This is a genomic window from Pseudoxanthomonas sp. LH2527 (assembly GCF_022539275.1).
Classification (GTDB): domain Bacteria; phylum Pseudomonadota; class Gammaproteobacteria; order Xanthomonadales; family Xanthomonadaceae; genus Pseudoxanthomonas_A.
This window is the reverse complement of the sequence record NZ_JAKZBW010000038.1, coordinates 1-22,026: the sequence shown is the minus strand read 5'-3', so window position 1 is coordinate 22,026 and position 22,026 is coordinate 1. Positions and strand designations below refer to the sequence as shown.

Sequence of the window (22,026 nt, the reverse complement as noted above, 5' to 3'; positions counted from 1 at the left end):
GCAGGATCAACCGGCCCGCAACCGCCAATAGGCGCCCGACGAAACGAGGCCGCGCCGGCGGCAGGTGATGTTGCCGCGTCAGGCGGTGGTCTTGTCCTTGAACCGGCACAGGTCGCGGATCACGCATTGCGGGCAGTCCGGTTTGCGCGCCTTGCAAACATACCGGCCGTGCAGGATCAGCCAGTGATGCGCATCCAGCAGAAACTCCGCCGGCACCACCTTCAGCAGCCGGTCCTCCACTGCGCGCACATCCTTGCCCGGCGCCAGCCCGGTACGGTTGGAGACGCGGAAGATATGCGTGTCCACCGCGATGGTCGGTTCGCCGAAGGCGGTGTTCATCACCACGTTCGCCGTCTTGCGGCCCACGCCCGGCAGGGCTTCGAGCGCGTCGCGCGAACGCGGCACTTCGCCGCCATGCTCGTCGATCAGGATGCGGCAGGTGGCGATGACGTTCTTCGCCTTCGCGTTGAACAGGCCGATGGTCGAGATGTAGTGCTTCAGCCCGTCCTCGCCCAGCGCCAGCAGGGCCGCCGGCGTGTTGGCCACCGGGAACAGGCGCCGCGTCGCCTTGTTGACGCCCACATCGGTGGCCTGCGCCGACAGCGTCACCGCGACCAGCAGTTCGAACGGCGTGCGGTACTCCAGTTCGGTGGTCGGCTTCGGGTTGAGTTCGCGCAGCCGGGAGAACAGTTCGACGACCTCGGCACGCGTCAGCGTGGCGCTGCGTCGTGGCGCAGGCGTCATCGCTTCATCCTCTCGGCCGCCTTGGCCTTGGCGCGCGCCAGGATGGCCGCGGCGCCCGTGGGCAGCGCAGGGCGCGCTGCCGCCGTGGCGCCGGTCGCCTCGGCGACTTTCAGTCTGCGCGCTTCGCGCTCGGCGGCGCGGCGTGCCAGCCGCACCTGGCGCTGCCGGTAGCGCTCGCGTGCATCCCAGGCGATGCGCAGGCGCTGCCGGGCCTGCATCACCAGGACGGTGTCGTCTCCCGCACACGTGCACGGCTGGAATGCCATCAGGCCCGCCGCGATCGCCGCGTCGATGTCGTCGGCCACGAGGTGCGCACGCAGCGAACGCGCGTGGTCGCAGCAGGGGCAGGGAGAGGCATGCATGCCGATGGCCGGCCGTCAGCGGCCGGTGAACGCGGGCTTGCGGCGTTCGACGAAGGCGCGCGTGCCTTCGCGCATGTCGTCGGTCGCGAACATCAGGCCGAACTGTGCGCTTTCGTACTGCAGGCCTTCCTCGATGCCGCACTCGCCGCCGATGTTGACCACGTCGAGCGTGGCACGCAGGGCGAGCGGGGCCGAGGCGGCCAGTTGCGCGGCGATCTTCAGCGTCTCGGCTTCCAGGTCTACCGCCGGCACCACGCGGGTGACGATGCCGAGCTGCAGCGCACGTTCGGCCGTGACCGGCGCACCGAGCAGGCACAGCTCCAGCGTGGCCGACCGCCCCGCCAGCCGCAGCAGGCGCTGGCTGCCACCGAAGCCGGGGATCAGCCCCAGGTTGATCTCCGGCTGGCCGACCTTGGCGGTGTCCGCGGCGATGCGCAGGTGGCAGCCCATCGCCAGTTCCAGACCGCCGCCCAAGGCGAAGCCGTTGACCATCGCGATCACCGGCTTGGGCAGCGTCTCGATGGTGCGCATCAGCTTCTGCCCACGCAGCGAGAAGTCGCGGCCCTCGGTGGCGCGCAGGTCGGCCATCTCGGCGATGTCCGCGCCCGCGACGAAGGCCTTCGGCCCCGCACCGGTCAGCACCACGACCCGCACGGCCGCATCGCGTGCCGCGTCGTCGAAGGCGACCTGCAGCGCATCCAGCGTCGCTGCGTTGAGGGCATTCAGTTTGTCGGGACGATTGACCGTCAGGCGACGGATGCCGGCGTCATCGGCGATCAGGACGAGGGGTTCGGACATGGGTTTTCCGCAGGAATTTGTAAAATTTGAGTGAAAGTGGAACTCCGCCCGCGAGGCCCGGTCAGACCAGCCTGTCGTCAGTGGCGGTTAAGCGCCCCGGCGGCTATCCTAGCGCGTCCATTCCAGGCGGTATGCTGCCGCCGCCATATCTCGGAGAGTGTGTTGATGAAGTTGCGTTCGATTGCGGTCGCTGTTGCGGCATTCGCCATGGCCGGTAGCGCCCTGGCCCAGGACGTCTCGTCCGAGAAAGGCAAGCTGAGCTACTACTTCGGTTACGACTATGGCAACAACCTTGCCGAGTTGACCGGCCGTGGCGAGCAGCTCGACATCAACGCGGTGGTGAAGGGTCTGCAGGACGCCTACGCCAAGAAGCAGCCCGCACTGACGGCCGACCAGCTGAAGCCCGCCCTGGAAGCCTTCCAGAAGCGCGAGCAGACCCGCGCCCAGCAGGCCAAGGCCGAGTACGACAAGGTCGCCGGCGAGAACAAGACCAAGAGCGACCAGTTCATCGCCACGTTCAAGGGCCAGCCCGGCGCGAAGACGCTGGCCAGCGGCGTCGCCTACAAGGTGCTCGAGAACGGTACCGGCGCCAAGCCGACCCAGGCGAGCACGGTGGAACTGCTGGTCTCCGGCCCGTATCCGTTCGGCCAGCGTCCGGCCGAAGCCCGTCCGCCGCAGCCGATGAAGGACCTGAAGGTCAGCGCCGTCGAAATGCCGGCGATGCGCGAAGCGCTGCTGCAGATGCCGGCCGGCGCCAAGTGGGAAGTCGCCCTGCCGCCGGACAAGGCCTACGGCGCCGATCCGCGCACCGGTTTCCCGCCCAACGTCGCCGTCGTGTTCGAAATCAAACTCGTCAGCGTCAAGTGACGCAATGACCCGTCCGCGCACCGCGCGGACGGCTTTGTCATTGCGTCATCCCCGCGAAAGCGGGGATCCAGCGACTTAGCTCTTGCGTCATTCCGCGAAAGCAGGGATCCAGCAACACTCAACGACGTTCCCTCTGCGCCGGCCTCGTGCCGGCGCAGTGCTTTTCCGCGCAGGGCGCGCTTCCGCGCTACCCTCCGCAGGTGCCAGAAGACATGAACACCGCATTCCGCGCCGTGCTCAGCCCGTGCATCGGCGTCTGTACGCTGGACGACGACGGGCTGTGCGAGGGCTGCCTCCGCACCACCTCCGAGATCGCGCGCTGGTCGCAGATGAACGATGACGAACGCCTGCGTCTGATGGAACACGTGCTGCCTGCGCGCGAACGCACGCGCTCGCCGTTGGAGCAGCGCTTGCGCGAAGGCGGCACGCTGCGTCGCGCCCTGCATCCCCTGGATGCCGCACCGGGCGCGGCCGGATGGAACCACGACGACCTGATCGACCTGCTGCCGCCGGGGCCGCTGGCCGAGGCGGCGGTGCTGGCCGGCCTTGTGCCGCGGGAGCAGGGCACGCAGGTGCTGCTGACCCGCCGCACCGACGGCCTGCGTCACCATGGCGGGCAGGTGAGTTTTCCCGGCGGTCGCATCGAACCGTCCGATGCCGATGCGGTCGCGGCTGCCTTGCGCGAGAGTCACGAGGAAATCGCATTGCCGGCGTCGCAGGTCACGCCCCTGGGCTTCCTTGATCCGTTCACCACCATCAGCGGCTTCCGCGTGATGCCGGTGGTGGCGCTGATCGACCCGAGCTTCGTGCCCGTGCCCGAGCCGAACGAAGTGGCGGACGTGTTCGAGGTTCCGCTCGACTATCTGTTGTCGCCGGACAACCTGCGTCGCGTCGAGGTCGATTACCGCGGGCGTCGACGGGTGGTACTCGAGTACGCGTGGCCGGGACAGCGCATCTGGGGCGCGACGGCCGCCATCCTGTTCAACCTGCGGCAACGTCTGGAGCAACTCGGATGAACTGGACCACCCTGGTCGATGCGAGCGCATTGTCTGCCGCCCTGGGCGACCCGGGGTTGCGGCTGGTCGATGCGCGCTTCGTGATGCTCAACGCAGCGCCGGACGCGGGTCGCCAAGCCTATTCGGAAGGCCACCTGCCAGGGGCCGTGTATGCCGACCTCAATCGCGATCTGTCGGACCTGTCGAAGGTCGGCGAGGGTCGGCATCCCATGCCGGACAGCGACGCGTTCGTTCGCAAACTGGGCGAGTGGGGCATCGGACCCTCGCATCAGGTGGTGGTGTACGACGCCGGCGACGGCAGCATGGCCGCCGCGCGCCTGTGGTGGCTGCTGAAACTGCTGGGACATGCGCGCGTGGCCGTGCTCGATGGTGGCCTGGCGACCTGGCGTGCCGCAGGCGGCGCGGAGACCGCGGAGGCTTCCGTGCCGGCGCCCATGACGGCGTATCCGTCGCATTTCGATGCCGCACAACTCGTCAGTGCCGAGGACATCCTCCGTCGGCAGTACGAAGGCAGCGGCTGGCTGTTCGACGCGCGCGCCGCCGAGCGCTTCCGCGGCGAGGTCGAGCCGATCGATCCGGTTGCGGGCCATGTGCCGGGTGCGCTCAATCGTCCGTTCGCGCAGAACCTGCACGATGGCCGCTTCAAGCCCGCCGGCGAACTGCATGCCGCACTGTCGCCGTTGCTGGGCACGCATGCGCCGACGGATGTGGTGCTGATGTGCGGCTCGGGCGTGACCGCCTGCCATCTGTTGCTGGCGTTCGAACACGCCGGCCTGCATGGCGCACGCGTGTATCCCGGTTCCTGGAGCGGCTGGATCAGCGATCCGTCGCGTCCGGTCGTGCGCGGCGACTGACCCGAGCCGGGTCTACTTCCTCAGCTTGTCCACCAGCGCCCGCAACGCGACCTGCGTATCCGGCGCATGCCAGGCATCGACGAAGCGTTCCAGCTGGATCAGCGCCGGCTCGAGCGCTTCGACCAGATCGCGCCGGGCGAGGGTGCGTGTCTGCAGCATCGGCGTATGCGGCAGGCGCAGCAGCTGCTGCAGCCAAGCGACTGCGCGCGCGGTGACATCGGTCTGGTCGACCAGTTCGTCCACCAGCCCGATCTCCAGCGCGCGCTCGGCGGGCACCATCTCGCCGGCCACCAGCAGGCGTTCGGCGCGATAAGCGCCCACCACCCGACGCATCAGACGCTGGATGCCCTCCGGCACCACCAGCCCCACCTGCGTCTCGTTGAGGCCCAGCGCGAACGGCCGTGCCGGGTCCGGGCTGCGTGCCATCACCCGGTAGTCGCAGCACAGCGCCAGCACGCAGCCACCCGCGGGCGCGTGGCCGGTGATCGCGGCCACCACCGGCACGCGCGACTCGGCCAGCGAGCGTGCCGCCCCAAAGAACGCCTGCCATGCATCGAGCAGCGCATGGCGGTCGTCGCCGAGCGACAACAGGTAGGGCACGTCCATGCCGGCGGAGAAGATCTTCGGGTTGCCGGCCAGCACGATGCCGCGCACGCCCTGGTCCAGCGCGGTGTTGAGCGCGTCGATCAGCGCCCGGCACAGCTCGGTATTGAGGGCATTGACCGGCGGGCGCGCCAACCGGATCTCGCGGATGTCGCCATGGTCGATGGTGTCGATGAGTCCGGTCATTCATCCGCTCCCTGAAGTCAGGCCGGTATCATAGGCGCATGAACCGCCGCATCGAAATGCTCTGCCTGTCCGCCCTGTTGGGGTCGTCCGTGGGCGCCGCGCAGGCCGCCGAGTGCCTGCCCGTCGCCAAGGCGGCGTGGGTGCGCCTGCCGCCGGTCGCGATGCCGATGATGGCCGGCTTCGCCCGCATCGAGAATCCGTGCAGGGCGCCGGTCAGCATCGTCGGTGCGGAGAGCCTCGCCTTCGAGGACGTCTCCCTGCATGAAACGCGCGAAGCGAACGGCGTCAGCCGCATGCGCGAAGTGACGGCGCTGCCCATCGCACCCGGCAAGGCCGCCGAGCTGAAGCCGGGTGGCCTGCATCTGATGCTGCACGGCCCTTACCAGCCGTTGGCCATCGGCGAAAAAATCGTGATCACGCTGAAGCTGGCCGATGGTCGCGCGTTGCCGGTGCAGTTCGAAGCGCGCAAGTCGGCGCCCTGAGATCCGTCGGCTTGCTGTAGGAGCGACGTGAGTCGCGACCGCAGATCCCCAGCGACAGGGCAGCAGGGCATGGAGAAGTGTGGCCGAAGTGGGCTGGACAGCCGGGGAGTCCTTGGCTGCTGGAAGATTCCGGTCGCGACTCACGTCGCTCCTACCGCCTTTCAGAACTATTCCGACACCGCCCTGATCGCGGCCGGCAGCGGTGCGCTGTGGCCGGTCTGGGTATCCATCCACACCACCACCACGTTGCCGTCCGAATACAGCACGCCATCGTCCTTGGCCGACACGATGCGGTGGCCGATGGTGACGCTGCTGGTGCCCAGTCGGTCGACGTAGAGCTCCACCACCACGTCGTTCGGCCACGTCAGCGGACGCTTGTAGTTGATGTTGTTGGCCGCCACCACCGGCGCGATGCGGTCGGTCATCGAGACCTCCGGCACGGTCAGCATCCAGCGCACGCGCGCCTCTTCCAGGTACGAAATGTACTTGGCGTTGTTGACGTGGCCCATGCTGTCCATGTCGCGCCAGCGCACGCTGATCGGAATCTTCGCCAGCAGCTTGCGGCCGGCGGCGTGGGCGTCGTGTGTGGAACTCATCGTGCGGCCTTCTTCGTCGTGGTCTTGGTGGTCTTCTTGGTGGCGGATTTGCGCGGAGGCAGCACGTCGGGCTTGGCGACCGCCGCCGGCTTGCTGGCCTTGGGCGTCTTCGATTCCGGCAGCAGTTTGGCCAGGAAGCGGCCGGTATGCGAATCCGGATGCGCGGCGATGTCCTCCGGGGTGCCGGTGGCCAGGATCCGGCCGCCGCGATGGCCGCCCTCCGGTCCCAGGTCGACCACCCAGTCCGCGGTCTTGATGACGTCCAGGTTGTGCTCGATCACCACGATGGTGTTGCCCTCGTCGCGCAGCTTGTGCAGCACGGCCAGCAGGTGCTCGATGTCGTGGAAGTGCAGGCCGGTGGTGGGCTCGTCCAGGATGTACAGCGTGCGGCCGGTGTCGCGGCGCGACAGTTCCTTCGACAGCTTCACGCGTTGCGCTTCGCCGCCGGACAGCGTGGTCGCGCTTTGGCCCAGCTTGATGTAGCTCAGGCCCACGTCCATCAGCGTTTCCAGCTTGCGCGAGATCGACGGCACCGGCTCGAACAGGGTCAGCGCATCCTCGACCGTCATCTCCAGCACGTCGTTGATGTTGTAGCCCTTGTAGAGGATCTCCAGCGTCTCGCGGTTGTAGCGCTTGCCGTGGCAGACATCGCAGGGCACGTACACGTCGGGCAGGAAGTGCATCTCCACCTTGATCATGCCGTCGCCCTGGCAGGCCTCGCAGCGGCCGCCACGCACGTTGAAGCTGAAACGCCCCGGCGAGTATCCGCGCGCGCGCGACTCCGGCACCTGCGCATACAGTTCGCGCAGCGGCGTGAACAGACCGGTGTAGGTCGCCGGATTGGAGCGCGGCGTGCGACCGATCGGCGACTGGTCGATATCGACCACCTTGTCGAACAGGTCCAGGCCGGTCACTTCGCGATACGGCGCCGGCTTGTGCGACGCGCCGTTGATCTCGTTGGCGGCCAGCGAATACAGCGTGTCGTTGATCAGCGTCGACTTGCCCGAACCGGATACGCCGGTGATGCAGGTGAACAGGCCGGACGGGATGTCCAGGTCGACGTCTTTCAGGTTGTTGCCGGTGGCGCCGCGCAGGTGCAGCGTCATCTTCGGGTTGGCCTTGTGGCGCGCCTTCGGTACCTCGATCCGGCGCTTGCCGGAGAGGTACTGGCCGGTCAGCGAACGCGGCGCGTCCAGCAGGTCCTGCAACGTGCCCTGGCCGACGATCTCGCCGCCATGCACGCCGGCGCCCGGGCCGATGTCCAGCACGTAGTCCGCCAGGCGGATCGCGTCTTCGTCATGCTCGACCACGATCACCGTGTTGCCCAGGTCACGCAGGCGCGTCAGCGTGCCGAGCAGGCGCTCGTTGTCGCGCTGGTGCAGGCCGATGCTGGGCTCGTCGAGCACGTACATCACGCCCACCAGGCCGGCGCCGATCTGCGAGGCCAGGCGGATACGCTGCGCTTCACCGCCGGACAGCGTGTCGGCCTTGCGCTCCAGCGTCAGGTAATCCAGCCCGACATCGACCAGGAAGCCGAGGCGCTCGGCGATTTCCTTGACGATCTTCGTCGCGATCTCGCCGCGCCAGCCCGGCAGGTCCAGGCCGCGGAAGAATGCCAGCGCTTCGTCCACCGGCAGCACGACCAGCGACGGTAGCGCACGGTCGGCGACGAAGACATTGCGCGCGGACTTGTTGAGTCGCGCGCCCTGGCACTCGGGGCAGGGCCGGTCGCTGATGTACTTCGCCAGCTCCTCGCGCACGGCCGGCGATTCGGTCTCGCGGTAGCGGCGTTCCAGGTTGGGCACGATGCCCTCGAAGCGGTGCTTGCGCTGCGTGCGGCCACCGGATTCGGTGAGGTAGGTGAAGGTGATGACCTCTTCGCCGCTGCCGTACAGCACGGCCTGGCGCACCTTCTCCGGCAGCGATTGCCACGGCGCGTCGGTGTCGAACTGGTAGTGCTTGGCCAGTGAGGCGATCAGCTGGAAGTAGTACGCATTGCGGCGGTCCCAGCCGCGTACCGCACCGGCGGCCAGCGACAACTCAGGATGCACCACCACGCGCGCCGGATCGAAGAACTGCGCCACGCCCAAGCCATCGCAGGTGGGGCAGGCGCCGACTGGCGAGTTGAACGAGAACAGGCGCGGCTCCAGTTCCGGCAGCGAGTAGTCGCAGACCGGGCAGGAGTACTTCGACGAGAACAGCAGCGGCGCCGTCTCGGGCTGGTCCAGCGACATCACCTGCGCCATGCCGTCGCCGAGCTTGAGCGCGGTCTCGAAGCTTTCGGCCAGGCGCTGCTTGAGGTCTTCGCGCGGACGGAAGCGGTCGATGACCGCCTCGATGGTGTGCTTCTGGCGCAGCGCCAGCGGCGGCACCGCGTCGATCTCGTGCAGTTCGCCGTCGACGCGCACGCGCACGAAACCCTGCGCGCGCAACTGGTCGAACACCTGCGCGTGCTCGCCCTTGCGCTCGCGGATCACCGGTGCGAGCAGCATGTAGCGCTGCTCACCATCGAGCGCCAGCACCTGGTCGACCATCTGGCTGACCGTCTGCGCTTCCAGCGGATACCCGTGGTCGGGGCAGCGCGGCAGGCCCACGCGTGCGTACAGCAGGCGCAGGTAGTCGTAGATTTCGGTGATGGTGCCCACAGTGGAGCGCGGGTTGTGGCTGGTCGACTTCTGTTCGATCGAGATCGCCGGCGACAGGCCCTCGATGTGGTCGACGTCGGGCTTTTCCATCACGCTGAGGAACTGCCGCGCGTACGCCGACAGCGACTCCACGTAGCGGCGCTGGCCTTCGGCGTAGATGGTGTCGAACGCCAGCGACGACTTGCCGGAACCGGACAGGCCGGTGATCACGATCAGCTTGTCGCGCGGCAGGTCGAGATCGATGTTCTTGAGGTTGTGGGTACGGGCTCCGCGGATGCGGATGAAGTCCATGGCCATCGGGTGGGGGATCCGGAAAGCGAACAAGGAAGCGTAGCGGTCTGCCTAGGTGGGGGCAAATACCGCCATTGCCAGCGAAGTGGCGGGTGCGGGTGGGCCGTCAGTCAGGCGGGCGCGACGGCCGAGATGGCGTCCTAGGCCCGGCCGCCGCCGGGCCCGCGACCGCCGTGGACAAGCCGGGCCACGCCAAGCGATCCATCCAAGTCATTGATCTACAATGGTCTGCCCCGTTGCGGGCGGGACCTTGCGACCGCCTTCAGGCAGTAGTCTGCGCGCAGATGCGGACAATTGCTGTCCGTGAAGGTGGGCCCCGGGGAGCCGGTGACGATTCCGCGCAGGGGGCGGGTTGACCGTAACTCGCTGAATCCACTAAAATTCCGCTTCTGTCCGCCCTCGATGGCAGGCAGGCTCCAGAAAATAACTACAGAAACCAAGGAATCCACATGTACGCAGTCGTAGTCACGGGCGGTAAGCAGTACCGCGTGATGAAGGGCGAGACGCTCCGCGTCGAGAAGCTCGAAGCCGAAGCCGGCAACGAGCTCACCTTCGACAACATCCTGATGCTGGGCGATGGCGAGACCATCAGCCTGGGCGACGCCCTGAAGGGCGCCACCGTCACCGCGAAGGTCGTCGGCCATGGCCGCGCCGACAAGGTGCGCATCATCAAGTTCCGCCGCCGCAAGCACCACATGAAGCGCCAGGGTCACCGGCAGCATTACACCGAAATCGAAATCACCGGCATCAACAAGTAAGGAGAAGCAGTCATGGCACATAAAAAGGGCGTAGGCTCATCGCGCAACGGCCGCGACTCCAACCCGAAGATGCTGGGCGTCAAGGTCTTTGGTGGTCAGGCGATCGATGCCGGCAACATCATCATCCGCCAGCGCGGCACCCAGTTCCATCCGGGTCCGGGCGTCGGCCTGGGCCGCGACCACACGCTGTTCGCGCTGGTCGACGGCAAGGTCGAGTTCTCGGTCAAGGGCGCCAAGAAGCGCCGTACCGTGAGCGTGGTGACGGAAGCCTGAGGCTTTCGCACAGGCTGAGCGAAGGGCCCCGCCGCGAGCGGGGCTTTTCGTTTCGAAGCCTGTAACGACCGTGCGGCGCGCCTGCTTCTTCGATTCCCCACTCCCGAATCCCCACTCCCGGCTCTTATGAAACTCGTAGACGAAGCAGAAATCCAGGTCGGCGCCGGCAACGGCGGCAACGGTTGCGTGGGGTTCCGCCGCGAGAAGTTCATTCCGCTGGGCGGCCCGGACGGTGGTGACGGCGGCAACGGCGGCAGCGTCTGGCTGCAGGCCGACGAGAACCTCAACACGCTGGTCGACTTCCGCCACCAGACCCAGTTCCGCGCCCAGCGTGGCGAGAACGGCATGGGCCGGCAGATGTACGGCAAGGCCGGCGAAGACCTGACCATCACGGTGCCGGTGGGCACGGTGGTGACCAACGTCAGCACCGATGAGGTGATCGGCGACCTGACCCAGCACGGCGACCGCCTGCTGGTGGCCAAGGGCGGCAAGGGCGGCCTGGGCAACATGCATTTCAAGAGTTCGATCACCCGCGCGCCGCGCAAGGCGACGCCGGGCGAAGAGGGCGAGGAGCGCCTGCTGAAGCTGGAGCTGAAGCTGCTGGCCGACGTCGGCCTGCTCGGCTTCCCCAACGCCGGCAAGAGCACCTTCATCCGCGCCGTGTCGGCGGCCACGCCGAAGGTGGCCGACTATCCGTTCACCACGCTGTATCCCAACCTGGGCGTGGTCAGCGTGGAAGCGCACCGCAGCTTCGTGATCGCCGACATCCCGGGCCTGATCGAAGGCGCCGCCGACGGCGCCGGCCTGGGCGCGACCTTCCTGCGCCATCTGCAACGCACGCGCATCCTGCTGCACCTGGTGGACATGGCGCCGATGGAAGGCGGCGTGGAGGATGTCGATCCGGTCGAGCAGGTCCGTGCCATCGAGCGTGAACTGGAGAAGCACGACCCCGAACTGCTGCAGAAGCCGCGCTGGCTGGTGCTCAACAAGGCCGACCTGATGTTCGAGGACGAGGCGAAGGAGCGCGCGGAGCAGATCATCGCCGACCTTGGCTGGACGCACCCGTGGTACCAGGTCTCAGCCATCTCGCGCGAAGGCACCTGGCCGATCATGAAGGACGTCATGGCGTTCTTCGATCGCCAGAAGGAAGAGGCCGACGAAGCCGCCCGCGAGGGCTGAGGCATGAAAAACCCGCCGGATGGCGGGTTTTTTCATGGGGCCCGTTCCGCCATCGCCGGGGCGCGGGCAAAAAGAAACCCGCCTTGCGGCGGGTTTCCGTGTCTTCGCGTTGCGTACCGCCGTGAATCAGGCCGCTTGCAGGGCCTTGATGCGGGCGTTGAGGCGGCTCTTGTGGCGGGCAGCCTTGTTGCGGTGGATCAGGCCGCGCGAGCTCAGGCGGTCGAGGATCGGCTGGGCCGAGACGAACGCGGCCTGGGCGCCGGCGGCGTCGTTGGCGTCCAGTGCCTTCAGCACTTTCTTGACGGCGGTGCGCAGCATCGAACGCTGGCCGGCATTGCGCGCATTGCGCACGACGGTCTGCTTGGCGCGCTTCTTGGCGGACTTGATATTGGCCACAGTGGGATTCCTGGTGAATACCTGAGAGAATTCAGGGGGTGAACGGAAGACGGGTAATAGAGCCGGAAATTATGGGGCATTCAATGGGTTGCGTCAACCTGGGTCGTCCCCGGGAAAAGGGCGGGCGATGAGCGGCAGGTTGCTGCGTTCGGCCGCCGTCTTCAGCTCCATGACCTTCCTGTCCCGGCTCTCCGGCTTGGTCCGGGACCAGGTCTACGCGCACGTCTTCGGCGCCAGCGCGATGATGGACGCCTTCTTCGTGGCGTTCCGCATCCCCAACTTCATGCGGCGGCTGTCGGCCGAGGGCTCCTTCTCAATGGCCTTCGTCCCGGTGTTGGCCGAGTACAAGGCGACCCGCACCGCGGCCGAGGTCAAGGCCCTCGTCGACCGCGTCGCCGGCACCCTGGCGGCAGTACTGATGGTGCTGACGGCCATCGTCATCCTGCTCGCCGGGCCGATCGCCCGGCTGATCGCGCCGAACTTCGACGAAGCGCAGACGGCGCTGCTGACCGACCTGCTGCGGATTACCTTCCCCTACGCGCTGTTCATCTCGCTGGCGTCGCTGGTCGGCGCGATCCTCAACAGCTACCAGCGTTTCGCCGTTCCGGCACTGTCGCCGATCCTGCTGAACGTGGCGATGATCTCGGCCGCGCTGGCAGCAAAGGAGTGGTTCGGCAGCTCGGTCATCGTGCTGGGCTGGGGTGTATTCATTGCCGGCCTGCTGCAGTTGGGCTTCCAGTTGCCGTCCCTGTTCCGGATCGGCCTGTTGCCGCGGCCCAGGCTGGATCTGGCACACGCGGGCGTCCGCAGGATCATGACCCTGATGGTGCCTACGCTGTTTGGATCCTCGGTCGTGCAGTTCAATCTGCTGCTGAACACTTGGGTGGCCACGCTGCTGATCAGTGGCAGCGTCAGCTGGCTCTACTACAGCGACCGCCTGCTGGAGTTCCCGCTGGGCATGTTCGGTGTCGCCATCGGCACGGTGATCCTGCCGCACCTGTCCAGCCGGCACGCCGAGACCGATCCCGAGGGCTATTCGAAGGGCCTGGACTGGGGTTTCCGGCTCTGCGTGCTGATCGGTCTGCCGGCCTGCGCGGGGCTGATCCTGTGCGCCCAACCGTTACTGTCCACTCTGTTCCAGTACGGCAAGTTCGGGGCCCTCGACGTGCGGATGGCCAGTTGGAGCCTGATGGCGCAGTCGATCGCGATACCGGCGTTCCTGCTTGTCAAGGTGCTGGCGCCGGCGTTCTATTCGCGGCAGGACACCCGCACCCCGGTGCGGGCGGCTGTGGTGGCGGTGCTGACGAATGCGCTGTGCCTGCTGTTGTTCTTCGCGCTGCTGTTGCATGCCACGGAACCGGGCCAGCAGGCGCTGCGGGCGGCCGGCGGCAACCTGATGGTGGCCCTGGGGCAGGTGCAGGGCGCCCACACGCTGCTCGCGCTCGCCATCGCCATCGCCGGCTGGGTCAATGCGCTGCAACTGGCCTGGCTGCTGCGCAAGGCGGGCGTGTACCGCCGTCAACCGGGATGGAGTCGCTTCCTGCGCCAGATCGGGGTCGCCACGCTGGCCATGACGCTGGCGGTGCTGGCGTTCCGGTTGCTGTGGGTCGACTGGTCCGCCTGGGCGTGGTGGGAACGCGGCCTGCGCCTGGCCGCGATGGTCGGCGCCGGCGGTGCGCTGTATGGCGGCCTGCTGTACCTGCAGGGCATCCGCCCGCGTGACCTGCGTGGGCATTGAGGTTGACGCGGGCGGCTATACTTCAAGGTCTTGCAACATCCCGGATCCGCCGTCGGGCGCATCCGTTCTGACAGGAATCCATGAGCAGGCTGTTCCGTGACGTCGATGGCGGGTCTCTGTGCCCGCACGGTAGCGTGGTCTGCATCGGCGCCTTCGATGGCCTGCATTCGGGCCACCGGGCGCTGGTGCGGCATGCCGTCGCCCGTGCCCGCGCGCTGGGCGTGCCGGCCGTGGTGGTCACCTTCGAGCCGCTGCCGCGCGAGTTCTTCGCCCGCGACAATCCGCCGCCGCGGCTGACCCTGGCGCGAGCCAAGGTGGAAGGCCTGCTGGACCTCGGCGCCGACCACGTCGGCCTGCTGCGCTTCGACGCCAAGCTGTCCGCCCGCTCCGCCGAGGACTTCGTCCGCACGCTGCTGGTCGGCCGCCTTTCTGCCCGCGAAGTCTGGATCGGCCCCGAGTTCCGCTTCGGCCACCGGCGCGGTGGCGACCTCGCCCTGTTGCAGGCGATGGGGGGTGAACTGGGCTTCGGCGCCGGCGAGATCGAGCCCGTCCACGCCCAGGGCGACCGCGTCTCCAGCACCCGCATCCGCGAAGCCCTCAAGGCCGGCGACTTCGCCACCGCCACGCGCCTGCTGGGACGGCCGTATGCCATCGGCGGCCGCGTCGTGCGCGGCAAGCAGCTCGGCCGCACGCTCGGGTTTCCCACCGCCAACCTGCGCTTCCCCAAGACGCCCGCGCTGTCCGGCATCTATGCCACCTGGGTGCACGGCGTCGGCAGCGAGTTCGGCAAGAGCGGGCCCTGGCCATCGGTGTCCAGCTTCGGTACCCGTCCTACGGTCGATGGCGTGGAGCCGTTGCTGGAAGCCCACCTGTTCGATTTCGCCGGCGACCTCTACGGGCGCCATATCGAAGTCGAGTTCGTCGCCAAGCTGCGCGACGAACTGAAATTCCCCGATCTGCCCAGCCTCACCGAGCAGATGCACCGCGATGCGGACGACGCGCGCGGGATCCTTTCCGAACATCAACGACGAGCGACGGCGTGAGCCAGGACTACAAAGCAACCCTCCACCTGCCCGCCACGGATTTCCCGATGCGCGGCGACCTGCCCAAGCGCGAGCCCGACACGCTGGCGCGCTGGGAAAGCCAGGGCATGTACGCGCAGCTGCGCGACAACGCCAGGGGGCGCCCGCTGTTCGTGCTGCACGATGGCCCGCCGTACGCCAACGGCGCCATCCACCTGGGTCACGCGGTCAACAAGATCCTCAAGGACATCATCGTCAAGTCGAAGTACCTGGCCGGCTTCGATGCGCCGTACATCCCGGGCTGGGATTGCCACGGCCTGCCGATCGAGATCGCCATCGAGAAGAAGTTCGGCAAGGTCGGTGTGAAGCTGGATGCGGTCGAGTTCCGGCAGAAGTGCCGCGAATACGCCGAGTCGCAGATCGACATCCAGCGCAAGGACTTCAAGCGCCTGGGCGTGATCGGCGACTGGGACAATCCGTACAAGACGCTCGACTTCCGCTTCGAAGCCAACGAGATCCGCGCGCTGGCCAAGATTGTCGCCAACGGCCACCTGACCCGCGGCGTGAAGCCGGTGCACTGGTGCTTCGACTGCGGCTCGGCGCTGGCCGAGGCGGAGATCGAATACGCCGACAAGGTGTCGCCCGCGGTGGATGTGGCCTATGCCGCGCGCGACACGCAGGCGGTGGCGAAGGCGTTCGGCGTCGAGGTGCCGGCCGGCGTCGAGATCGCCGTGCCGATCTGGACCACCACGCCGTGGACGCTGCCGGCCTCGCTGGCCATTTCGCTGGGCGGCGGTCTGGAATACGCGTTGGTCGAAGGCCCCGCGCATGACGGCAAGCGTCGCTGGCTGGTGCTGGCCGATGCACTGGCGGCGCGCGCGCTGCAGCGCTATGGCGTCACCGATCTTGTCGTGCACGCACGCGTGCAGGGTGCGGCGCTGGAAGGCCTGCGGTTCGCGCATCCGTTCTACGACGAGCGCGACATCCCCGTGCTGCTGGGCGACCACGTGTCGGCCGAGGACGGTACCGGCGCGGTGCACACCGCGCCCGGCCATGGCCAGGAGGACTATGTCGTCAGCAAGCAGTACGGCCTGCTGGACACATACACCGCCGCGCAGCTCAACCCGGTCGATGGTCGCGGCGTCTACCTGCCGTCCACGCCGGCCGCGCATGGCGTGGAACTGGCCGGCCTGCACATCTGGAAGGCCAACGACACCCTCATCGAGGTGTTGAAGCAGAGCGGCGCACTGCTCGCCTTCAGCAAGCTGGAGCACAGCTACCCGCACTGCTGGCGCCACAAGACGCCCATCGCGTTCCGCGCCACGCCGCAGTGGTTCATCTCGATGGAGCAGGCCCACCTGCGCGCCGATGCGCTGGAAGCGATCAAGCACGTCGGCTGGTTCCCGCAGTGGGGCGAAGCCCGCATCGCCGGCATGGTCGACGGTCGTCCCGACTGGACCATCTCGCGCCAGCGCACCTGGGGCGTGCCGATCGCGCTGTTCGTGCACCGCGAAACCGGCGAGCCGCACCCGCGCAGCGTCGAACTGATGCGCGCGGTCGCCGACAAGGTGGAGCAGGGCGGCGTCGATGTCTGGTACACGCTGGACGCGGCTGAGCTGCTGGGCGACGAGGCGAAGGATTACGACAAGATCACCGACATCCTCGATGTCTGGTTCGACTCCGGCGTGACCCACGAAGGCGTGCTGCTGGAGCGTGGTCTCGGCAAGCCGGCCGACCTCTACCTGGAAGGCTCCGACCAGCACCGCGGCTGGTTCCAGTCCTCGCTGCTGACCGGCGTGGCGATCGACAAGGCCGCGCCGTACAAGCAGTGCCTCACCCACGGCTTCACCGTGGACGAGCACGGCCGCAAGATGTCCAAGTCGCTGGGCAACGGCATCGAGCCGCAGGACATCATGAAGACCCTGGGCGCGGACATCCTGCGCCTGTGGATCGCCAGCGCCGACTACAGCAACGAGATGTCGCTGTCGCAGGAAATCCTCAAGCGCAACGCCGACGCCTACCGTCGCCTGCGCAACACCGCGCGCTTCCTGCTCAGCAACCTCAACGGCTTCGATCCCGCGCACGACCTGCTGGCGCCGTCCGACATGGTGGCGCTGGACCGCTGGATCGTGCACCGCGCCTACGAGGTGCAGCAGAAGATCAAGGCGGCCTACGACCGCTACGACTTCGCCGAGATCGTGCAGGCGTTGCTGAACTTCTGCAGCGTCGACCTCGGCTCGCTGTACCTGGACGTCACCAAGGACCGCCTGTACACCATGCGCGAGGATTCGCGCGGTCGCCGCAGCGCACAGAGCGCGATGTTCCATATCGCCGAAGCCTTCGTGCGCTGGATCGCGCCGGTGCTCAGCTTCACCGCGGATGAAATGTGGGGCTATCTGCCCGGCGAGCGCACCGGCAACGTGCTGTTCGCCACCTGGTACGACGGCCTGGTGCCGCTGCCGGTAGGCGCCGCACTGAACGCCGCCGACTTCGACCAGTTGCTGGCCCTGCGCGAGCAGGTCGCCAAGGTGCTGGAGCCGATGCGCGCCAACGGCCTGATCGGTGCCGCGCTGGAAGCGGAGATCGCGGTGTCGGTGAATGCCATCACGGCCGCGAAGTGGCAACCGCTCGCGGAGGAGCTGCGCTTCCTGTTCATCAGTGGCGACGTCACCGTGTCCGAAGTCAGCGCCGACGAAGTGTTCGTGCTGGCCACGCCGACCACCAAGGCCAAGTGCGTGCGCTGCTGGCATTACCGCGCCGACGTCGGCACGCATGCCGCGCATCCGGAGCTGTGCGGCCGCTGCGTCGACAACATCGACGGTGCCGGCGAGAACAGGGTGTGGTTCTGATGGCCGTCAAGCCGAAACCCAACGCACTGGTCTGGCTGCTGCTGTCGGTCGTCGTCATCGTGCTGGACCAGTGGTCCAAGGCGTGGGTGCTGGCCTCGCTGCCGGAATACACCGCCATCCCGGTGATCGAGGGCTTCTGGAACTGGTACCGCACCTACAACACCGGCGCGGCCTTCAGCTTCCTGGCCGATGCCGGTGGCTGGCAGTTGTGGTTCTTCACCGTGCTGGCAGTGGGCATCAGCGGCCTGCTCGGCTTCTGGCTGTCGCGCACCGCGCGCGGCGACTGGCGCCAGGCGCTGCCGTACGCGCTGGTGATCGGCGGCGCGCTGGGCAACGTCATCGACCGGCAGATCCACGGCCACGTGATCGACTTCATCCAGTGGCACTGGCGCGACCATTACTGGCCAGCGTTCAACATCGCCGACTGCGCGGTGGTGGGCGGCGCCATCGGCATTGCGTTGTTCGGCCTGTTCGAGGGCAAGAAGAAGGCCGCGTAGGGCGGGCCTTGGCCCGCCGTTTGGGTGCGTGATGGAGAGGTGGGCCAAGGCCCACCCTACGAAGCGGCATCGCGGTGGTTCGCCCTCACCCCGTTCCCCTCTCCCTCAGGCGGGCGAGGGGCGTTGGTGCCAGGCGGGATCGGCGCCGGCAACAGATTTACCTTTTCGTTTCCCTGCCTTCGGTACTATCGGTCTTATGGACGTCCTGCTCGCCAATCCCCGTGGTTTCTGTGCCGGCGTCGACCGCGCCATCGAGATCGTCAAGCGCGCCATCGAGACGCTGGGCGCGCCGATCTACGTGCGCCACGAGGTGGTGCACAACCGCTTCGTGGTCGACGACCTGAAGCAGCGCGGCGCGGTGTTCGTGGAAGAGCTGGACGAAGTGCCCGATGACGCCACCGTCATCTTCAGCGCGCACGGCGTGTCCAAGGCGGTGCGCCACGAAGCCGAGCGCCGCGGCCTGAAGGTGTTCGACGCCACCTGCCCGCTGGTCACCAAGGTGCACTTCGAAGTGGCGCGCCACTGCCGCGCCGGCCGCGACGTGGTGCTGATCGGCCACGCCGGCCACCCCGAGGTGGAAGGCACGATGGGTCAGTGGAGCCGCGAGGGCGGGGTGGGCAACATCTACCTGGTGGAAGACATCGACGGCGTCGCCACGCTGGACGTCAGCCAGCCCGACAACCTGTTCTACACCACCCAGACCACGCTGTCGGTCGACGACACGGTGGGCATCATCCAGGCGCTGCAGCAGCGCTTCCCGGCCATCCACGGGCCGAAGAACGACGACATCTGCTACGCCACCCAGAACCGCCAGGACGCCGTGCGCGACCTGGCCAAGCAGTGCGACCTGGTGCTGGTGGTCGGCTCGCCCAACAGCTCCAACTCCAACCGCCTGCGCGAGCTGGCCGAGCGCGACGGCGTGGAGTCGTACCTGATCGACGGCGCGCACGAGATCGACCCGCGCTGGATCGAAGGCAAGCAGCGCGTGGGCGTGACCGCCGGCGCCTCCGCCCCCGACGTGCTGATCGACGGCGTCATCCAGCGCCTGCGCGACCTCGGCGCGGCCGGTGTCAGCGAACTCGACGGCGAACCGGAGAACATGGTGTTCGCCCTGCCGAAAGAACTGCGGTTGCAACTGGTCAGCTGAGTTGCAGACGGGCCCATGGACCCGGCCCGATGGTGGTATGGCATTGGATGGATTGCGGCAAGCGCGCGGCGGATCGTAGTCTCGCCACCTCACTGCTGCCGGATGGCCCTGTCGATGCCGCGTTTGAACCTGCTCCGTGTTGCGATCCTGCCGTTCGCGTCGGCGGCGTTATTGATGGCTTGCCAGCCCGCTGCGGCGCCTGCCGACAGTGTGGAGGCTGAAGCCGTTGCCGCCGCCGTCGCGCCATCGGCTCCTGCAGCTGCCGCGGCCTCGTTGCTGGGGACGTATGCGGGGGGCGATACGGTGGTGACGTTGAAGGATGCATTGGTGGTGTCCAATGCCGACGGCCGCCTGAAAATCCTGCTCACGCCCACCGTGCTGACGGAGGAGGAGCGCGCCGCCGTGCTGGCGCAGCCGGAGTGGCCGGGCATGTCGTTGATGCAGAAGTCCCTGCCGGAGTACCAGGGCCGCTACCCGTTCGTCGTCGCCACGTTCAACTACGAAGGCGAACTGGCGCTCTCGTCGGTGCGCACGTTCTACCTGATGGCTTTCGCCATCCACGAGCCCAACTACACCGACAACATCAATGCGCCCGTCAACGAGAACGGCAACCAGCTGACGAAGCTGGCACTTCAGGACGGCCGCGTCTCCCTGGCGTTCACCGGCAATGCCGAGATGGGCGGGCAGCCGCGTACCTGGAACCTCGCCACGCCGGAGTGACCGGGCGCCTTCGACATGCCGCGCATGTCATGCAGTATCACGTCGTGCGACCACCGCCTGCCATCGTGTCCGCCATCGAATCGAGGGGGGATGGCCGATGACCCGCATGCACCGGATTGCGTTGCGTATCTACTTGCCCACGCTGGCCTGCCTGTTGCTGGCGTTCGCGTCCACCTGGGTGTTGTCCGGTGCCACGCCGGTCCCCCAAGGCGGCGAGCTCTTCAATGCACTGCGATGGTTGCCGCATGCGCTGACCGGCGTCGCGCTCGTGCTGGGGGCCGCGGCCAGCCTGCGGTTGCGCCGCTGGGAGGCGGGCGATGCCTTGATCTGCGCCTGCGGCGGACTGCTGGGCGGCGAGCGCGACGGACGCTTCGGCAGGTGTCGAACCTGCGTCGCCTGCGGCCGCCATCATGTGGTGGATCGATAGGCAGACAAGCACGGGTGGGACATCCGGGCGTGGGCGGCGTGCGCGGAGAGATGTCGCCCTCCCGGTGTGCGGCGCGTCGAGACCTTCGCGATCCGCGCTGTCAGCCGCTGTGCGTGAATGCGTCACGGCTGTGATGCCGGGCTGACGCGGCGACCTGGATGGTCAGTGACGGAGGGCGTCACCTTGGCAGGCTGATCGACCACGCGACGAAGGCCAGCCAGAGCGGCGCGATCAGGATCGCGCGCATCGCTGTGCCGCGTCCCGTCGCGCGTCGCGCCAGCGCGATCAACAAGGCGAAGACGGGCAGCAGGACGCCCAACTCGATCAGCAGATTCCTCCAGAGATAGTAGTTGGCGGGATCGAGCGTGCCTGCACTGGGCAGTACGCCGATGGAGATCGAGGTTTCGGCGCCGAGTGGCCAGAGCAGCGGCACCGCATGCGCGCCCACCAGCAGGTCGAGCACGGGGTGCGACAGGCTGGCGGTCAGCAAACCCGTTATCGATATCCGCGCTGCGATGGCTCCGCGCATCGCCACACGGGCGACAACGGAGACGGCCAGCGCGAACACCACGCTGTGTGTGAAGCGGGGATCCGCGGCGTAGCCGAAGGCCCAGACGGCGAAATAATCGAAGTCGGCGCAGATGGCGAGGATCATGCAGGGCACGAGTACCCACCGGCTGCGGGGATCACGCCATCGGGCGCAGCAAAGGAAAACGGTAATGCCGGCCGCTGCGTGGCCCACGATGGATGACATGCAGGGTTCCGGAGATCGTTCGCCGAGGTGGCATCCAGCGTCTGGCCCGCGCGTGCGGTGACGACGGGGGCTCGGTGAGGTGGGGATGAAGCGCTTACGCCTGCCTCCCGCACATATCCGCCAGCGTTATTGTCTTAATGTGCGACTTGGAGATGTCTACTGAACCCGGAGCGATTCAGACAAGTTTGGGTGACCGTCAGAAATGGTGAAATCATGAATGCAGGGGTGAATGCAGCGGGGGCGGCGCGATGAACTTAGAAGTTGCTGTGGATCTGGATAGGGATGGGAAACTTGTTGAGGCATCTCAGGCTTATGAAGCAATCATTGTCCAAGAGGAAAATGCGCGTACTGCTCTGTTGAATTTGCTTGTACTGTACTGGCAGGTTACGGATTTCGGCTTCTTATCGAAGAATCGTCTTTCTCCAGAGTTCGTCACCCACGCAGGTAGGCGGCTGAGATCTCTGCTGTCCGGGAGCGCAAGGTACAAGCTCGATTCCGGCTTCGTTTTCTGGAGTAAGTACATCGCCTGGGCAGATCTAGGAGATAGCCTAGAGTTGGACGAATGCCGAAGGCTCTTGAGAGCTAATCCAACCGAATTGGATCCGGCGATGTTTATATTTGTTAGCTCGGGGGGCGGTGAGTGTGTGGACGAGGCGAGAGTGCTGTTGGACCGTAGCATTCAAGACGGAACTACACGTGCTCGGTACATCGAGTCTGTACTGCGGGCGACAATGCAGCGATATGAGGGGAGCACCAGGTCTCAGGGCAGCTGAAAGAAGCTTCCGGAGTCCCCCGGCTTCCCAAAGGCTTACCGCCCCATCC

At 67.1% G+C, this 22,026-nt stretch carries 22 protein-coding genes; 14 read left to right on the top strand and 8 right to left on the bottom strand.

The annotated features are described in order from the left end of the window. Positions 1–78: 78 nt before the first annotated feature. From nth to MMG85_RS16895, 3 genes are read right to left on the bottom strand one after another with little or no spacing between them, the layout of a single operon-like run. Positions 79–744, bottom strand: a complete 666-nt coding sequence (nth, locus tag MMG85_RS16905) for an endonuclease III (RefSeq protein ID WP_241047096.1) — start codon at positions 742–744, stop codon at positions 79–81. Continuing rightward, entirely contained in the window at positions 741–1,106 is a 366-nt protein-coding gene (locus MMG85_RS16900) for a hypothetical protein (RefSeq protein ID WP_241047095.1), read from the bottom strand. Before MMG85_RS16900 ends, nth begins: the two co-directional genes overlap by 4 nt. Before the next feature lie 15 nt (positions 1,107–1,121). Beyond that, the gene (locus MMG85_RS16895) at positions 1,122–1,904 is read right to left on the bottom strand and encodes an enoyl-CoA hydratase-related protein (RefSeq protein WP_241047094.1); all 783 of its coding nucleotides are present in this window, start codon (positions 1,902–1,904) and stop codon (positions 1,122–1,124) included. 165 nt (positions 1,905–2,069) lie between these two features. Between MMG85_RS16895 and MMG85_RS16890 the strand changes: the two genes are divergently transcribed. From MMG85_RS16890 to MMG85_RS16880, 3 genes are all read left to right on the top strand, one after another. Continuing rightward, on the top strand, positions 2,070–2,771 hold the full coding sequence (locus MMG85_RS16890) for an FKBP-type peptidyl-prolyl cis-trans isomerase N-terminal domain-containing protein (protein WP_055935678.1): 702 nt from the start codon (positions 2,070–2,072) through the stop codon (positions 2,769–2,771). Between the two features lie 212 nt (positions 2,772–2,983). Next, positions 2,984–3,787, top strand: a complete 804-nt coding sequence (locus tag MMG85_RS16885; protein ID WP_241047093.1) for a CoA pyrophosphatase — start codon at positions 2,984–2,986, stop codon at positions 3,785–3,787. Beyond that, positions 3,784–4,641 carry a sulfurtransferase gene (locus MMG85_RS16880; protein ID WP_241047092.1) on the top strand — a complete coding sequence of 286 codons (858 nt, stop codon included), beginning with the start codon at positions 3,784–3,786 and terminating at the stop codon, positions 4,639–4,641. Before MMG85_RS16885 ends, MMG85_RS16880 begins: the two co-directional genes overlap by 4 nt. A gap of 12 nt (positions 4,642–4,653) precedes the next feature. Here the strand turns inward: MMG85_RS16880 and MMG85_RS16875 are convergent, their stop codons facing one another. Then, positions 4,654–5,430 carry an enoyl-CoA hydratase/isomerase family protein gene (locus tag MMG85_RS16875; protein WP_241047091.1) on the bottom strand — a complete coding sequence of 259 codons (777 nt, stop codon included), beginning with the start codon at positions 5,428–5,430 and terminating at the stop codon, positions 4,654–4,656. A 38-nt stretch (positions 5,431–5,468) separates the two neighbouring features. Here MMG85_RS16875 and MMG85_RS16870 point away from each other — a divergent pair, with 38 nt between their 5' ends. Then, positions 5,469–5,912 (top strand): copper chaperone PCu(A)C, encoded by a 444-nt coding sequence (locus MMG85_RS16870; protein ID WP_241047090.1) that lies wholly within the window; start codon positions 5,469–5,471, stop codon positions 5,910–5,912. A 167-nt stretch (positions 5,913–6,079) separates the two neighbouring features. Here MMG85_RS16870 and MMG85_RS16865 read toward each other — a convergent pair whose 3' ends face one another. Together MMG85_RS16865 and uvrA are read right to left on the bottom strand one after the other, a co-directional pair. Beyond that, positions 6,080–6,508 (bottom strand): thioesterase family protein, encoded by a 429-nt coding sequence (locus tag MMG85_RS16865; protein ID WP_055935663.1) that lies wholly within the window; start codon positions 6,506–6,508, stop codon positions 6,080–6,082. Beyond that, on the bottom strand, positions 6,505–9,450 hold the full coding sequence (uvrA, locus tag MMG85_RS16860) for an excinuclease ABC subunit UvrA (protein ID WP_241047089.1): 2,946 nt from the start codon (positions 9,448–9,450) through the stop codon (positions 6,505–6,507). Before uvrA ends, MMG85_RS16865 begins: the two co-directional genes overlap by 4 nt. Positions 9,451–9,893: 443 nt before the next feature. On the opposite strand from uvrA, the gene rplU reads away from it, so the two are divergent. The 3 genes from rplU (at position 9,894) to cgtA (ending at position 11,654) form a co-directional block, all read left to right on the top strand. Beyond that, a complete protein-coding gene (gene rplU / locus MMG85_RS16855; RefSeq protein ID WP_055935657.1) occupies positions 9,894–10,202 on the top strand; it encodes a 50S ribosomal protein L21 in 309 nt (102 codons plus the stop codon). 12 nt (positions 10,203–10,214) lie between these two features. Continuing rightward, on the top strand, positions 10,215–10,475 hold the full coding sequence (gene rpmA, locus MMG85_RS16850) for a 50S ribosomal protein L27 (protein ID WP_055935654.1): 261 nt from the start codon (positions 10,215–10,217) through the stop codon (positions 10,473–10,475). Positions 10,476–10,601: 126 nt separating this feature from the next. Beyond that, the gene (gene cgtA / locus MMG85_RS16845; RefSeq protein ID WP_055935651.1) at positions 10,602–11,654 is read left to right on the top strand and encodes an Obg family GTPase CgtA; all 1,053 of its coding nucleotides are present in this window, start codon (positions 10,602–10,604) and stop codon (positions 11,652–11,654) included. 126 nt (positions 11,655–11,780) lie between these two features. On the opposite strand, the gene rpsT is transcribed toward cgtA, so the two are convergent. Further along, a complete protein-coding gene (rpsT, locus tag MMG85_RS16840; RefSeq protein ID WP_055935648.1) occupies positions 11,781–12,050 on the bottom strand; it encodes a 30S ribosomal protein S20 in 270 nt (89 codons plus the stop codon). Between the two features lie 127 nt (positions 12,051–12,177). Between rpsT and murJ the strand changes: the two genes are divergently transcribed. The 7 genes from murJ (at position 12,178) to MMG85_RS16805 (ending at position 20,450) form a co-directional block, all read left to right on the top strand. Next, positions 12,178–13,788, top strand: a complete 1,611-nt coding sequence (murJ, locus tag MMG85_RS16835; RefSeq protein WP_241047088.1) for a murein biosynthesis integral membrane protein MurJ — start codon at positions 12,178–12,180, stop codon at positions 13,786–13,788. An 80-nt stretch (positions 13,789–13,868) separates the two neighbouring features. Beyond that, positions 13,869–14,831, top strand: a complete 963-nt coding sequence (locus tag MMG85_RS16830; protein ID WP_241047087.1) for a bifunctional riboflavin kinase/FAD synthetase — start codon at positions 13,869–13,871, stop codon at positions 14,829–14,831. Further along, the gene (gene ileS, locus MMG85_RS16825) at positions 14,828–17,659 is read left to right on the top strand and encodes an isoleucine--tRNA ligase (RefSeq protein ID WP_241047086.1); all 2,832 of its coding nucleotides are present in this window, start codon (positions 14,828–14,830) and stop codon (positions 17,657–17,659) included. The genes MMG85_RS16830 and ileS overlap by 4 nt, the downstream gene beginning before the upstream one ends. Beyond that, positions 17,659–18,156, top strand: a complete 498-nt coding sequence (gene lspA / locus MMG85_RS16820) for a signal peptidase II (RefSeq protein ID WP_241047085.1) — start codon at positions 17,659–17,661, stop codon at positions 18,154–18,156. The genes ileS and lspA overlap by 1 nt, the downstream gene beginning before the upstream one ends. 196 nt (positions 18,157–18,352) lie before the next feature. After that, on the top strand, positions 18,353–19,303 hold the full coding sequence (ispH, locus tag MMG85_RS16815; RefSeq protein WP_241047084.1) for a 4-hydroxy-3-methylbut-2-enyl diphosphate reductase: 951 nt from the start codon (positions 18,353–18,355) through the stop codon (positions 19,301–19,303). 102 nt (positions 19,304–19,405) lie between these two features. After that, the gene (locus MMG85_RS16810) at positions 19,406–20,023 is read left to right on the top strand and encodes a hypothetical protein (protein ID WP_241047083.1); all 618 of its coding nucleotides are present in this window, start codon (positions 19,406–19,408) and stop codon (positions 20,021–20,023) included. Positions 20,024–20,120: 97 nt separating this feature from the next. Then, positions 20,121–20,450, top strand: a complete 330-nt coding sequence (locus MMG85_RS16805; RefSeq protein ID WP_241047082.1) for a hypothetical protein — start codon at positions 20,121–20,123, stop codon at positions 20,448–20,450. A gap of 178 nt (positions 20,451–20,628) precedes the next feature. Here MMG85_RS16805 and MMG85_RS16800 read toward each other — a convergent pair whose 3' ends face one another. Continuing rightward, the gene (locus tag MMG85_RS16800) at positions 20,629–21,204 is read right to left on the bottom strand and encodes a metal-dependent hydrolase (RefSeq protein ID WP_241047081.1); all 576 of its coding nucleotides are present in this window, start codon (positions 21,202–21,204) and stop codon (positions 20,629–20,631) included. Between the last annotated feature and the right edge of the window lie 822 nt (positions 21,205–22,026).

Coding starts and splice junctions, on each gene's coding strand:
- MMG85_RS16805 (WP_241047082.1), top strand. CDS start 20,121: ATGACCCGCATGCACCGGATTGCGTTGCGTATCTACTTGCCCACGCTG.
- MMG85_RS16870 (WP_241047090.1), top strand. CDS start 5,469: ATGAACCGCCGCATCGAAATGCTCTGCCTGTCCGCCCTGTTGGGGTCG.
- rpmA (WP_055935654.1), top strand. CDS start 10,215: ATGGCACATAAAAAGGGCGTAGGCTCATCGCGCAACGGCCGCGACTCC.
- MMG85_RS16900 (WP_241047095.1), bottom strand. CDS start 1,106: ATGCATGCCTCTCCCTGCCCCTGCTGCGACCACGCGCGTTCGCTGCGT.
- MMG85_RS16810 (WP_241047083.1), top strand. CDS start 19,406: ATGGCCCTGTCGATGCCGCGTTTGAACCTGCTCCGTGTTGCGATCCTG.
- MMG85_RS16885 (WP_241047093.1), top strand. CDS start 2,984: ATGAACACCGCATTCCGCGCCGTGCTCAGCCCGTGCATCGGCGTCTGT.
- MMG85_RS16890 (WP_055935678.1), top strand. CDS start 2,070: ATGAAGTTGCGTTCGATTGCGGTCGCTGTTGCGGCATTCGCCATGGCC.
- cgtA (WP_055935651.1), top strand. CDS start 10,602: ATGAAACTCGTAGACGAAGCAGAAATCCAGGTCGGCGCCGGCAACGGC.
- ispH (WP_241047084.1), top strand. CDS start 18,353: ATGGACGTCCTGCTCGCCAATCCCCGTGGTTTCTGTGCCGGCGTCGAC.
- MMG85_RS16830 (WP_241047087.1), top strand. CDS start 13,869: ATGAGCAGGCTGTTCCGTGACGTCGATGGCGGGTCTCTGTGCCCGCAC.
- uvrA (WP_241047089.1), bottom strand. CDS start 9,450: ATGGCCATGGACTTCATCCGCATCCGCGGAGCCCGTACCCACAACCTC.
- MMG85_RS16800 (WP_241047081.1), bottom strand. CDS start 21,204: ATGTCATCCATCGTGGGCCACGCAGCGGCCGGCATTACCGTTTTCCTT.
- MMG85_RS16865 (WP_055935663.1), bottom strand. CDS start 6,508: ATGAGTTCCACACACGACGCCCACGCCGCCGGCCGCAAGCTGCTGGCG.
- lspA (WP_241047085.1), top strand. CDS start 17,659: ATGGCCGTCAAGCCGAAACCCAACGCACTGGTCTGGCTGCTGCTGTCG.
- nth (WP_241047096.1), bottom strand. CDS start 744: ATGACGCCTGCGCCACGACGCAGCGCCACGCTGACGCGTGCCGAGGTC.
- MMG85_RS16895 (WP_241047094.1), bottom strand. CDS start 1,904: ATGTCCGAACCCCTCGTCCTGATCGCCGATGACGCCGGCATCCGTCGC.
- murJ (WP_241047088.1), top strand. CDS start 12,178: ATGAGCGGCAGGTTGCTGCGTTCGGCCGCCGTCTTCAGCTCCATGACC.
- rplU (WP_055935657.1), top strand. CDS start 9,894: ATGTACGCAGTCGTAGTCACGGGCGGTAAGCAGTACCGCGTGATGAAG.
- MMG85_RS16875 (WP_241047091.1), bottom strand. CDS start 5,430: ATGACCGGACTCATCGACACCATCGACCATGGCGACATCCGCGAGATC.
- MMG85_RS16880 (WP_241047092.1), top strand. CDS start 3,784: ATGAACTGGACCACCCTGGTCGATGCGAGCGCATTGTCTGCCGCCCTG.